We start from the raw sequence: 12204 nt of genomic DNA, 5'->3' as shown, positions 1-12204 counted from the left end.
AAAGAAAATTTAATCGAAGAAGATGAATCACTTAAAAATTCTCTTAAATAATAAAGCAACGCGTAAAAAGAGTCTTTTACTATACGAAGTAAAAGACTCTTTTTACGCGTTGCTTTTATTATATATGTTTTTGATAAAATATTATTAGATTTCTGCTTTTAGACATAAACAAGCTTCTATATCCCCCTTTTTTGTAAAGATCAATCAAATCTCTTAAGGAGCTTAGCTTTTTGAAATTAATTATAAATTAATCTAAGAATGATTCAGTCATTTATTTAAAAGCTCTTATTACATATTTAGGCAAGTTCTCTTACCATTTTTATACTTATTTTAAACTTATATCTATATCATTCTAAAAAAATGTTCGTAAAAGTGTAGAGTTTTCAAAAGACGTTCGTAATTCGTTTTTTAATTTAAACGAACGATGGAAATGATAGATTTTCTATATAATAGAAAAGTCCGTAAAGGTATACTTTTACGGACAAGATATTTAAATCTATTATAAAATGTTAAAGTAATTATTATCGTTAATAAAAAAGAAAGCTACCCCATCGTTGCAGGACGGATAGCTTTTAGGGAATTTATATGTTTCTATTCATAGAAAAGTCTGAATAATTGTACAACAAATTTATAAATAAGGCAATATAGGACAACCTTGAGCATATTTATAAAAGGTGCACTTCTTATACATTAGTTTCTCATCCACCTACTGAGAAAACGTTGATCAATCAACAATGTATAAAAAGCTGCATACTCCGGAAAAAGGGCTCTTGGCAGAACCGTCCTGCATCAAGGGTCCTTTTTTATGATGTTTTCCGGAAAGAGTGATGAGGGTAACTAAGAATGTATATTTTATACACCTTAAAAATAGAAAAAAACCTATCTCTTCCCAATCAAAAGAGGTAGGTTTTTTCTGCTCTATTGCAGTAAGGATTTTGGCTGATGCCTCACAGCGCCTTGTGTAGTTTGTTCTGGTTACGATGTTTTAATTCATATAAAAAGCAAATAACCCTTGAATCAATACACCCAAGGGTTATCTACTAGTTCAATTTATAAGCACGTCGAGGTCTCTATAAATCATATGCCTGTTTTTAAAGTGCTATGACTTTTTGTCCTTTTTTTAAAAAACTACCTAAAAATAGAAAAAACCACTAGGACTAACAGTAGTTTGCTCAAATGATAAAAAAATATTCAACTTAGGCAAGTTACCTAATAGAGAATGAAAACATATAGTGTAGTCAGAATACTTTCGGCTCTAAATCCGTATTTTTTAAAACTTCCCTGATCTATAAAATTAAAAAGCATTCATGACAGCTAGCTAAAGCTTATACATATAGTAAGAGATAAATTGACTAAAAAGGTGATTATTATATTTCGAAAAATACCGGTTGTTCTTGTCGGAAGCTTATTATTAAGTATAGGAATTAATGGATTTTTAGTTCCTCATTATTTGTTAGATGGGGGAACAATTGGAATTGCTCTCATCCTTCACTATTATTTTGAATTTCCTACAGGTGTAACGATGATTATTTTGGGTTTTCCATTATGTTGGTTTGCTTGGGTTTATGAAAGAACTTATTTTTATAATAGTTTTTATGGGTTAGTTATTTCTTCTTTATTGATTGATTGGCTAGAACCTATTAAAGACCAGTTTCAACTTCCTGTTTTTCCTAGTGTAATCCTTGGAGGAGTGTGTATTGGGACAGGGATTGGTCTTATGCTTCGATATGAGACAAGCACTGGAGGAACAGATTTACTAGCACAACTTATATCAAAAGCTTTTTCTTTAAACATAGGGATGGTTATTTTAATTATAGATGGTTTTATCATAACAGCAGGGCTTCCTTTGTTAGGACCTAAAACGTTTCTTTTTTCATGTTCGACAATTTTTATAGGTGGAATGACGACTTCGTTAATTACTAAAAAAGAATAATTTGGATAAAAGTATTGTTAAAATTAATTTTATTATGTAAAATTTTCTTATAAAACAGACTATGTGTTACTGGCGTAAACATGGAGAACCATGAGGAAGCACATAGGTAACGGCCGTACGCCTGGGCAGAGTATTTGAACATGAGTTCAAATACTCTTTTTATTTTGAAGGGAGATTTTTAAATGAAAGAAATTTGTTTACGATATGGGATGAATCCAAATCAAAGTAAAGCTAAAGTTCAGAATGCTGAGAACACGCCTATTAAAATCTTAAATGGAGATGCGAGTTATATTAACTTTCTAGATGCATTAAATGCTTTTCAACTGGTCCGAGAGCTTCGACAGGCGACTGGTCAACCTGCAGCTGCATCTTTTAAACACGTAAGTCCAGCAGGTGCAGCTGTGTACTCTCCACTAAATAAGACACTTAGTGAATCCTATTTTATTGAAGGCGTAGATTTGTCTCCTTTAGCTATTGCTTATGCAAGAGCGCGTGGGACAGATAGGATGTCTTCATTTGGAGATTGTGCTGCTTTTAGTGATGAAGTGGATATAACTGTAGCTAGTCTCCTCAAAACAGAGGTTTCTGATATGATTGTTGCACCACGCTACACTCAAGAAGCATTAGAGAATTTGAAACAGAAAAAGAAAGGAAAATATCTAATTTTAGAGATTGACCCAAACTATGTGCCTGATCCAATTGAAAAAAGAACGGTATTTGGCATTACTCTAGAGCAACAAAGAAATGATGTACAGATTGGGAAAGAAGTTTTTAATCATATTGTTACGACTCAATGTGATATTCCTGATAATGCAAAGAGAGACCTTCTTGTTGCTCTTATTACATTGAAATATACACAATCAAACTCTATTTGTTTCGCTTTAGATGGCCAAACGATTGGAATTGGTGCTGGACAACAGTCTCGTATTCATTGTACAAGGTTGGCAGCTGAAAAAGCTGACAACTGGTGGCTAAGACAACATCCAAGGGCTCTTAACATGAAGTTCAGAGAAGGCATTTCTCGTGTAGAAGCGAATAATGCAATTGATGGATGGCTGAATGATGATATTACTGAGGTAGAAAATGAACAATGGAAACAGTGTTTTGAAGAAGTCCCTACTAGGCTAAGTAAGAGTGAAAAACGAGAATGGCTAAAAAGGTTAAAAGGCGTTTCCTATGCATCCGACGCTTTTTTACCTTTCCGTGATAATATCGATCGTGCGGCTCAAAGTGGCGTTAAATATGTGGTTCAAACAGGAAATCCTTTACGAGATGAACAAGTTACACAGGCAGCAAATGAATACGGAATGATCATGGCACATTCAGGTATACGTGTATTCCATCATTGAGATATGAATTAAATATATTAGCCCAATAGAGCCAAGACCTTATAAGGGAACTGGCTCTTTTATGACCTTTCCAATAATTTGTGTTTCGTTAACTAACTCCGTATATTGTATATAGTTAAAACAAAAGTATTAAGCCTTTATTTCTTCGCCTAAGTTTTGGATTAATTCTTTTGTGGTTAAAACTGTAGCAAACTCATTGTCTAAAGTAGCTAATGACACATTATGTATTTGTTCAGCTGAATAATACGTATTGTCTGCCCCTTTTATTGCAAATGCAGCTGTTGCATCTGATACTAAGTACGTTTCAAATCCTAAATTACCACTCATTCGAGTAGTAGTTGAGACACAATGTGGAGTTGTTAAACCTACTATTACAACCTTTTCTATTTGGTTTTCTTTTAAATGTTTTTCAAGTCCAGTTCCTATGAATGCACTATTTACTTTCTTTTTAAAAATCGGTTCATTTTCAGCTGGGACTGCAATATCTTTAAAATCTGAACTTGGTTTACTAGGATGAAAAATCGAATGGTCGTTATCAGATATGTGCTTAATATGTATAATTGGGTATTTCTTTTCTCTCCATGTCTTTAACAGAACTTGAATATTGTCTTCAGCATTGAGATTATTTCTTATCCCCCACTTTTCATCTTCAAAAGCCCTTTGAACATCGATAATAATTAAAGCCGTATTGCTGAAATCTTTTCTCATATGTAATTCTCCTCCACTCTTTTCTACATATTTTAACATTTATGTTAGATTGGTGAATTAAAAATAAGAATTTTATTTAAGTATATAAACTTCCTAGAACCAGTATTATATTGGCTATTGGTGCATACTATATACACTTCGAAGAAGGATAGATTTCGTAAGTTCAAGCTATATAATATAAGATTTTAATTTGATATAATATTATTTTGAATTTTTTACCACAAAAATCAATAGGGGGGATACAATGAAATGAGTAAAAAAACAGCTTTGTTGCTTATAGATGTTCAAAACATCATGTTTTCTTATGAAGGTGGATCTTTATGGAATGAACAGCAAGTACTTAAAAATATTATTTATCTAAGGGAAAACGCGCACAAATCTAATATACCAATTATCTATATACAGCATACAGACTCCAGTTCCGATAGTATGCTTAGCGAAGGAAAAGTCACATGGGAAATTCATCGGGATGTTCGCCCCCTACCAACAGACACAGTTATTCAAAAGTCTTCTTGGGACGCATTTTATCAAACAACTTTACATAAAAAACTTCAGGAACTTGAAATCGGAAAATTAGTCATTGCAGGTATGCAAACTGAATTTTGTTTGGATACTACTTGTAGAAGAGCATATAGCTTAGGGTACAAAGAGAATATCTTAGTAAAAGATGCCCATAGCACATTTGATACGGCTGTGCTTTCAGCTTCTAAAATAGTAGAACATCATAATAATATGCTAGGTGGCAGATTCGTTACACTAAAACAAGTAAATGAAATTATATTTTAAGCTAAAAAATAACTTATCACATGAACAAAAGCAGCCATTTAAAGGCTGTTTTTTGTTCTTAGAACGGTGATTATGTTAACTAACTTTTATAAGATATATAGCTTTTAAAAAAATGCTTAACAACAAGAAACCCCCCTACACATTTGAGGAGGGTTCTTGTTGCTAATATTAAGGGTGTAATTGCTTGTTGCTTACATATCATTTAATATTTTTGTAGATATTTATTATAACCCAGTAAACCATTTTGAAAAAGAAGAAAATGAAAACGATTACTTTTTATTTAAATTAAAATGTACCTTTTCTATTTCAAGCCTGTAGGCAACACTGTAGTAAGTAAAAATGGGAGCATTTATTCTTTTATCGCTGATATACAACAGAACGGTTTTTGGACACTTATTTTCACTTGTCTAAAGCCCTCTTCTCCTAATAAACTTTGAATATATTTAGGCGAATAATGAAGAAATTCCTTAGTATGCCTCATTCTATCCAGTTCCTCACTTAAAGTAAATGTGATGAATACCTCACCTTCAGGCTTTAATACTCTTTGAATTTCCTGTAGTCCTTTTACTAAATCGGACCAAAAGTATACTGTATGAATAGTATATACTTTGGTGAAATATTCTGCAGCAAAAGGAATATGTTCAACGTTTCCTTCAGTAATCTCTGCCTTATGACTTGCTATAAAGCCTCTATTTACTTGTTTAGCCTTGTTCACCATAGATAAAGAGATATCGATTCCACATATCTTTTCAATATCTTCATACTCGTTTAGAAGTCTATTCAACGTTGTACCAGTTCCCATTCCAATTTCAAGAATACGATCGCCAGACGACGGCTTTATAAGCTCAACTGTCCACCCATTAGCTTTTTTATTGCCCTTTTCCATATAAGAACCTATCCATTTTGCCAAAATACCTCTAGGGTTACTTAACTGTTTACCTAGCCATTGGTTAAACATATTTCCCCCCCTAACTTTGAGCAAGGGAATAAGTTATATAAGACTCTAACTTTTCTTTTACTACATTCCACTCTCTATCAAGTATGCTATAGACAACTGCGTCGCGAACTAGGCCGTTATATAAAAGGCGTTCGTTTCTCAATATTCCTTCTTTAACTGCGCCTAGTCGTTCAATAGCTTTTTGAGCTGTATTATTCCGTAAATCGGTTTTGATTTGTACTCGTTTCACTCCTAATGTTTCAAAAGCGTATTGTAATAATAAAAACTTACTTTCTGTATTAATACTTGTACGTTGAGCATCAGGTGAAAAGAAAGTATACCCCATTTCTAGAGTTTTTGAAGATAAAGATATGTCATATAGTCTAGTACTACCAACAATCTTATTATTCCAAATATCTTCCACGATAAAAGGAACTATCTCCCCTGTTTTTTTCTTTTGTAGACACTCATCTATTATATTTTTCATATCTAATAAGCTATCCATTTTAACAGGCATATAAGTCCAAATATCTGGATTTTGTTTAACAATATTATATAAGTCCTCTGCATCTTCTATTTTCATTATTCTTAATCTTACACGTTGTTTACTTAATTCCACTTGTTTCACCCATCCCTTTGTGCATATTTTGGAAATCATTTGATTTTACACTATATGGAAGTAAATATCGAACTGTTTTTCATCAATAAATCAATAATTTAAAAATTATTATTTCTTCCTATAAGCCACATTATGTTAACTAAAGATGTATACACACGCATGTAGCCAAACTTCATATTAATCCTCTCCTCTACCGAATATTGTTACAAATATTATTGTTGTTATAGCTACTATGCAAGTTTACTAAGTTAAAAGCATATCATTAATCACCCTAACAAAAACGCACATTTTTGTTAAGGCAGTTATAAAAAAGTCTACTTTATAAAAATTAGCGATTATTTATGGTGTCATTTGAATTAAAAATAAAGAAAGGGAGTGTAAACATATGCCAAATTATATTTGTACTACATGCGGTGTCCAATATCCTCAAAGACAAGAAGCTCCAGTAGATTGTCTGATTTGTAATGAGGAGAGACAATACGTAAATCCTTTAGGACAATCATGGACAACATTAGAAGCTATGCAACAAGGTAACTCTTTTAAAAATGAAATTCTTCAGGAAGAGGAAAATTTATATAGTATTACAACAAATCCTGAATTCGCAATTGGTCAAACAGCTTTTCTCATCCAAAATCAAGGCTTTAATATGTTATGGGACTGTATTACATATTTAGATGAGAAAACTATCAAGAAAATTAATAATTTGGGTGGAATCCAAGCAATTGCTCTTTCTCATCCACATTATTACTCTACACAAGTTGAATGGGCAGAGACATTTAATGCCCCTATCTACATCCATGAGGATGATAAGGAGTGGATAGTGCGACAAAGTGATAAAATTAAATTTTGGTCAGGCGAATCCCTTGAATTAACAAATGGTATAACCCTATACCGACTGGGCGGTCATTTTAAAGGAGGAGCTGTCTTACATTGGAAAAATGGAGACAATAATAAAGGAATTTTATTTACTGGTGATATTATGCAAGTAGCTGCCGACCGTCAGTGGGTAAGCTTTATGTACAGTTACCCAAATTTCATTCCACTTCCAGCAAGCAAAGTAAGAGAGATGGCAGATAAAGTTAAAGATTTATCGTTTAACCGTATTTATAATGCATTTAATCGAGTAGTAATGGAAAATGCAGAACAAGCTGTTCAGAAATCAGCAGATCGGTATATCAAAGCAATAGAGGGGACACTGTTTAATACATGAGATATAAATGTTCTAGATTCTTTATCAGTAATTGGAGTTATTTACTTGATGATGATGAGTGGATCAGGGGCTGAAACAGCGAATTTAGTCGGTAGTGCATTTATTATCATATCTGCCATCACAAATGCTTTGTATAATGTTCTAGCAAGAAAGCTTACACAACGCTATTCCTTATTAACCATAACATATATCATGACATTGTTTGGATTTATAGCGTTTAATGTTATAGCAATTGGAAACCATGTGATTGAAGGAACAACAGGAGAGTTTTTTCAACCATTTTCAAACATAAAATTTTTATTAGCTATTTTATATCTAGGGATATTGTCATCACTTGGGACCTCATACCTTTCAAACTATGCTTTGTCTAAAATAGCAGCAGCTCAAATGAGTGTTTTCAGTAACGTTGCTACGCTAATTACCATTATTGCCGGTGTTTTATTCTTAAACGAGGCGTTTCATTTTTATCACTTAATTGGTGGAATTATGATTATCATTGGTGTAATTGGGACAAACTTCGCCGGTAAAAAAAGTAAAAAGGATTCAAAAGAAGACCTATAAAAGTTGTACAAGTAATGATTGAAGAGATAAGCATCAATCATTTCAGTGGCGGTGAGACGCTACTCAACAACAAGTAAATTAATGCAAAAAAGCAATCAAATTAGACTATAATTATTTGATTGCTTTTTTCTTTTTTTGTTATTAGTTAAATAAAACCAAAGATGTTGTTCTTTTATAAACTGTTCTTATACATAAAAAATTTAAAAATAAATATTGTAATTGATTCTACTCATAAAAAAATATAACTTACTCATAATTTCTATAATTTAATAGGTAAATGATAAAGTACTTTATATATTATTAAAATTTTACTATTTACACTAAGTGACGACAAATATATAGTTTTTCTTCAAAATAAATAGTAGTTAAAAGGTTTTATCATTCAATTAATGATATAGATTCTCCATATGTTCTTCTTTTTGCTATCTATAAAATTACTCCATCTTTCTCCTTGGCTGATATAATCATTAAAGGTAGCATTCTTCATTACAATATGACCTCCACATTCATCTGCCACTTGTTTAGCAGAATCTTCATCAATGGGAAATGCTAACGATTCCTCATTAGTAAATTCGTAACTGGATACCTCTTTCCTTTTTACGTTCTTATACGAATGATATACGTAATATAATTTACCTACCTTTATAAAATAGTATGGATACTCGCTGTTAGGCAACTTTACTTCCCTCCATTTCTGCATCCTTCAATTGCTTTATAAGTCACTATTACTATCTTACTTGGACTTAAAAAGGTAAAATCCTTCTACGCCAAAGGGTTTCCTTCTTCATGTGTTCCGGAAAGCTGTTTTATGTTAAGTAAATCATAAAGTATTTCATAAAAATCCACAATTTAACTATTTACTTTAATGACGACAAGTGGCGCCCGATTGTGGAGAACCTTTATAAATAAAAGGATTTTTTATATGACCCATTTTTCCTAGCACGTTAATTAATATGGTAATTATTGTAGGTTTTTGGCTTCATTTTCCTTATAGTGTATTGTGGGAAAATTTTTTTTGTAGTATTCTATCATCGATTTGGATGCCATCGAAGTAATGAATCTAGTTTATTGTCTGCAAAGATAATTCCTCTATATGTTTCTAAGACTACATTTTATTCCAAATCAAAAAATAAGGGAGGGATAGGATGTCCAGGTTTTATAGACGTATCGTTTTATCTGTATTTTTTTTGTTTTTGGTCACAGGAATGATTTCACCGGCACAAGCGCAGTCTGATTCAAATGGCGGAGGTTATTGGCTCCCAAACAACAAGGAGAAGATTGAAAAGGCAACTAAACTTATGAAGCAAGGCAAGTCAGTTGAAGAGATTGGGATTAAGCAAGATCAGATCCAGAAAAAAGAAGGCGTCCAGACATTAGATAAATTGATGGAAGAAGACCAGCAAAGTGACACAACATACAGAGCGAACATGGATCCTCCTATCAAGACGGCAGACGGATGGACACCCCCTGACTTCGACTATGACCATATCCTAACTACAGAAGAATGCCAGAGAAGTCCAGACAGCAGTTCAGAAACAGGGTATATTAAGAACCGGTATTCCTTCTGTTGGTCCCACGTCGCAACATATCAAGTTCCAGTAAAATGCATTGGTGGGTTCTGTTTTTACGAAGGCGTTCAATTTCAATTCACTGAAATAGGTTATGGCTCCAACCAAAGCCGGAAAATGAGGGTCTATTATACACTTGATGATATCCTGGTGACCCATCCATCCTTGAATGGAGCCAAGTTGAAAATTGATATGGTATGTGAATCCAAGGTGAACCCAGGTGACTGTAAAGAGGATCCGGACTTTCCGCCGACGGAACGAACAATCGCCCAATGGAAAAACACGAACTTCAGTACAGAAATTTTCACATCAGAAGCACCCCCACCAACTGACGCAAACCCTGATCAGTTAGGGTACATGGAATTTTGGCCAAAACTTACCCTTACACATGCACCAAGGAAATTCAAAAAGAGCATTGATGGTATTAAACAGACCGTTCGTTACGATTCTGCAAAATATATGTTTGCTTTCCCTAATCAATATTTCTGGCAAGGAGCCGTATTCAGTAAAGCCACACCAATCTTTAATGTTCCGGTCACAAAGCCAGAATTTTCGATGTTAGCCGAAGCTGGACAGCATTGGAAGTTTGCGATGGATCATCCAGATCAGACGAAGCCTCAAATGGATGGAAAGAAAATACCGGGAGCTGTGGGAGACAGCACGCTGACACGGATGTATCCGAAACGTCATCAGGATGAATATAATCGCAATAGGAACAAGACAAGAAGGACTTGTGACAGGGAATTCAGAGATGAGGAGCGGACCGGCAAGCAGTGTGACGAATATCCGTTTGCTTCCACCTGGGAAGGTTCGGCGACCAATGGATCGGATAATTTTTCAGTAAGAATGATTTCAAGCGAATCGAACGGTGCTGCAGGGACATGGCTCGGTGCCTGGTACGCCTATGATAGGATTCTGGATGGGGATACTTTCAATGTGCAGGTCGAAGCCCCTGAGAAAATAGCTACGATCAGATCGGAAGGTCAGCCTCAGGACGGACAGGATAACCGATCAAGTGATAACTTCACGATCAGGAATATCCCTTCTTACGCGACCAAGTTACAATGGAAAATCGTCGACGGCCCTACTAATGCGAAATTCGATGTCATGAAAGACATCAGCTTCGGCATCGACGAAACGATCTTCAATGACCTTACAGACGGATCCGAGACAGAAATCAAAAAGAGCGAAGATTTTTACATTGCCAGACCGGAAGACACCGATGGAGAAAGCTTCACTGTTGAAGTTTATGCAATTCCATAGTAATAACTTAGAGGCTGTTCTTTAAGTATGTGACACTTAAAGGCCAGCCCCTTTTAAACCATTAGATAGCTTCCATATCTAATGGTTTTTGTTATCACTAAATTTATTTATTACCTAAGAATGCTGTTTAAACAGGAAATTTTGTGCGTTTGGATAGTAAAAGCTTTTGTATCAATAATGTATAAGAAGCTGCATATTGAAAAATACCTATCATCTCAAGAGTCCTTGTCCTCCAAGGGTTCTTTTTTAGTGTGGGTTCCGGAAAAATCCATTATGGTAACTAGACTTGTATATATTCTAAAAAAGAAATTAGGCTTTTTCACTGTGTTTACTTTTTGTACCAAAGTAATTTGTCCCAATAACTCCTGTAATAATGATAATTGACCCGACTAGATGATAAAGATGAAATTGTTCTTTCAAAAAAATTACTCCTGCTAAGATTGTAATGAGTGTAGCAAAATTACTGAAGACACTCATTTTAGATGCTTCTATTTTTGATAAGGCGTAATTAGAAAGATAGGACGTAACTAAAGATGATAATAAACCTAGATAGGCAATTGCAATCACAAAATCTAGATGAACAAAAGGCTCCATAAATTGATGGATAGTGTTATTTATTAGATGATTTGTCAATGCCAAACCATTAAATGTAATAAAACCAAATAAAGTCATTATATATGTGATAGTGAATAAGGAATATCGTTGAGTTAAATTTCTAGCACATACATTGTATAGGGACGATACAAGTGCGGAAATTAAAATCAAACCACTTCCTAGTAGACTAGTATTTTTATTTTCTATATCGTTCATATACATAATATATATCACACCTACTACCGAGAAAATAATAGCTATCTTTTGACCAGATGTAGATGTTTCTTTTAAAAATATGCTCGCAAAGATTAAGGTGAAAATTGGGATTGTTGCTTGGATAATTCCAGCTTCAGATGATGATACATTTACTAGTCCAAATACCTGAAAAGCAAAAAAGAGAGTGGGGTATAAAATAGCTAACAAAGCAATAATCCCTATATCCTTTTTAGTTACTTTTAATGATTTTTTCGTTAATACTTTTAAGGTTGTAACCCCTATAAAAGCAATAGTAAATCGATGTGCTAATGCATCAAAAGGTGTAGCAATAGTTAATGCAACTTTGACAAACATGAATGACAATCCGATAATAATGGCATAAGTAAGCGCAGCTATATATGCTTTTTTCTTTTCAATCATGTGAATGACCTCCTTTAGATTTATCCGGCCGGTTATCACT

At 33.7% G+C, this 12204-nt stretch carries 11 protein-coding genes and 1 riboswitch; of the genes, 6 read left to right on the top strand and 5 right to left on the bottom strand.

What is annotated here, in order from left to right; translation table 11 throughout:
* Positions 1–1348 precede the first annotated feature (1348 nt).
* Positions 1349–1933, top strand: a complete 585-nt coding sequence (locus MKY06_RS09540; RefSeq protein WP_082611985.1) for a YitT family protein — start codon at positions 1349–1351, stop codon at positions 1931–1933.
* A 55-nt stretch (positions 1934–1988) separates the two neighbouring features.
* Positions 1989–2067: riboswitch (ZMP/ZTP riboswitch) on the top strand.
* Positions 2068–2115: 48 nt separating this feature from the next.
* Complete coding sequence (locus MKY06_RS09535) at positions 2116–3282, top strand: phosphoribosylaminoimidazolecarboxamide formyltransferase (protein ID WP_289913609.1); 1167 nt, start codon at positions 2116–2118, stop codon at positions 3280–3282.
* 129 nt (positions 3283–3411) lie between these two features.
* Here MKY06_RS09535 and MKY06_RS09530 read toward each other — a convergent pair whose 3' ends face one another.
* Entirely contained in the window at positions 3412–3990 is a 579-nt protein-coding gene (locus MKY06_RS09530) for a cysteine hydrolase family protein (protein WP_055991461.1), read from the bottom strand.
* A 249-nt stretch (positions 3991–4239) separates the two neighbouring features.
* Between MKY06_RS09530 and MKY06_RS09525 the strand changes: the two genes are divergently transcribed.
* Complete coding sequence (locus tag MKY06_RS09525) at positions 4240–4776, top strand: cysteine hydrolase family protein (protein WP_057275081.1); 537 nt, start codon at positions 4240–4242, stop codon at positions 4774–4776.
* 349 nt (positions 4777–5125) lie between these two features.
* Here the strand turns inward: MKY06_RS09525 and MKY06_RS09520 are convergent, their stop codons facing one another.
* Both MKY06_RS09520 and MKY06_RS09515 read right to left on the bottom strand, forming a co-directional pair.
* Positions 5126–5734: a class I SAM-dependent methyltransferase gene (locus tag MKY06_RS09520; RefSeq protein WP_057275082.1), complete on the bottom strand. Its 609-nt coding sequence runs from the start codon at positions 5732–5734 to the stop codon at positions 5126–5128.
* 10 nt (positions 5735–5744) lie between these two features.
* Positions 5745–6332, bottom strand: coding sequence for a GNAT family N-acetyltransferase (locus MKY06_RS09515; protein WP_055991484.1), 588 nt, complete (start codon positions 6330–6332; stop codon positions 5745–5747).
* Positions 6333–6717: 385 nt separating this feature from the next.
* On the opposite strand from MKY06_RS09515, the gene MKY06_RS09510 reads away from it, so the two are divergent.
* Complete coding sequence (locus MKY06_RS09510) at positions 6718–7542, top strand: MBL fold metallo-hydrolase (protein WP_057275083.1); 825 nt, start codon at positions 6718–6720, stop codon at positions 7540–7542.
* Positions 7543–7590: 48 nt separating this feature from the next.
* A complete protein-coding gene (locus MKY06_RS09505) occupies positions 7591–8103 on the top strand; it encodes a DMT family transporter (protein WP_098278619.1) in 513 nt (170 codons plus the stop codon).
* A gap of 382 nt (positions 8104–8485) precedes the next feature.
* Here the strand turns inward: MKY06_RS09505 and MKY06_RS09500 are convergent, their stop codons facing one another.
* Positions 8486–8779 carry a hypothetical protein gene (locus MKY06_RS09500; protein ID WP_057275084.1) on the bottom strand — a complete coding sequence of 98 codons (294 nt, stop codon included), beginning with the start codon at positions 8777–8779 and terminating at the stop codon, positions 8486–8488.
* 469 nt (positions 8780–9248) lie between these two features.
* Between MKY06_RS09500 and MKY06_RS09495 the strand changes: the two genes are divergently transcribed.
* Entirely contained in the window at positions 9249–10934 is a 1686-nt protein-coding gene (locus tag MKY06_RS09495; protein ID WP_340960605.1) for a NucA/NucB deoxyribonuclease domain-containing protein, read from the top strand.
* Between the two features lie 309 nt (positions 10935–11243).
* Here the strand turns inward: MKY06_RS09495 and MKY06_RS09490 are convergent, their stop codons facing one another.
* On the bottom strand, positions 11244–12164 hold the full coding sequence (locus MKY06_RS09490) for a DMT family transporter (protein ID WP_098278621.1): 921 nt from the start codon (positions 12162–12164) through the stop codon (positions 11244–11246).
* Positions 12165–12204: the final 40 nt, after the last annotated feature.

It is taken from the genome of Priestia sp. FSL P4-0332 (genome assembly GCF_038005845.1).
Taxonomy (GTDB): Bacteria; Bacillota; Bacilli; order Bacillales; family Bacillaceae_H; genus Priestia.
The sequence above is the reverse complement of the archived record's forward strand: the minus strand, read 5'-3'. Positions and strand labels throughout refer to the sequence as shown.